This is a genomic window from Sporosarcina koreensis (assembly GCF_042655825.1).
Classification (GTDB): Bacteria; Bacillota; Bacilli; order Bacillales_A; family Planococcaceae; genus Sporosarcina; species Sporosarcina koreensis.
In genome coordinates this window covers 1-886 of sequence record NZ_JBHSNP010000017.1, presented here as the reverse complement: position 1 = coordinate 886, position 886 = coordinate 1, and the positions used below count along the sequence as shown (strand labels likewise).

Annotated in this window: 1 protein-coding gene; it reads right to left on the bottom strand. The window is 40.5% G+C overall.

Annotated features, from left to right (window positions below):
* Positions 1 to 485 precede the first annotated feature (485 nt).
* Positions 486 to 743, bottom strand: coding sequence for a hypothetical protein (locus ACFPTP_RS10035; RefSeq protein WP_381444260.1), 258 nt, complete (start codon positions 741 to 743; stop codon positions 486 to 488).
* Positions 744 to 886: the final 143 nt, after the last annotated feature.

The following is an 886-nucleotide window of genomic DNA, read 5'->3' as shown; positions in this document are numbered from 1 at the left end:
GTTGTTTCTATATGTATCAAGATAAGAAAAAACCGTTTTTTCGCTCCGCTCAAAACCACAAAACCACAATGCCACAATGCCACAATGCCACAATTCCGCAATGCCACATTTCTACAAAATCACAACCATCCAAAACCTTTTAAAAGCACGTTCTTCCACTCCATGAACCATTCCATGTGGCCTTGACACGCAAGAACCTTTTCCGTGAGTTTCGCGAGCCAGAGCCACCTTGTAAAAAATGAAGGCGGCTCGCTAGTAGAAAGTTTATCACGGAAAATTGCATGTCAAGGCAGACCTGCAAGCAGGCACATTCCATGGATCATTCCGTTTGTTGTGTTCTTCAAACGGTCCATTCCTTTTCACATCGTTTTAAAACCCTTTTAAAGCCCCTTGATTGCGTTTCAGCCTTTTCCTTAACTTAAATACCTTTAAAATATTTAAAAGCCCTTAAAAGACCTGTAAAAGTCCTTTAAAAGCTTTTAATTTTAATTCTCATATTCATTTTGCTTCAAAGACCAAATGAAACGTTGTCTGCTGCGTCTCCAATCTGGTGACTTAATCCAGGGATGTTTTTCTTCGTACGTTTCAATATCACTTTCCAAATACAAAGCAGTTCGTCCATTTCCAACAAACTGAATCGGCTCCGGAAAATCATTACCGTCCTTTTTCTCATGGATACTTTGTCTTGGCATTTCCCATCGAGTAGACAAATCAGCAATTGTTAAAACCTTTGGAAACTGCATAACTCAACTCTCCTTTCTGTTAACTAGGATCACTCTGAAAAGGGCGAGTGCCCATCTATACACTGACAGTTGTCAGGTGCTCCGAAGGGCGTACTCCGTCCGTAAATAATGCTTCACATTGTACCCGCAGGGGATAAAAAAAA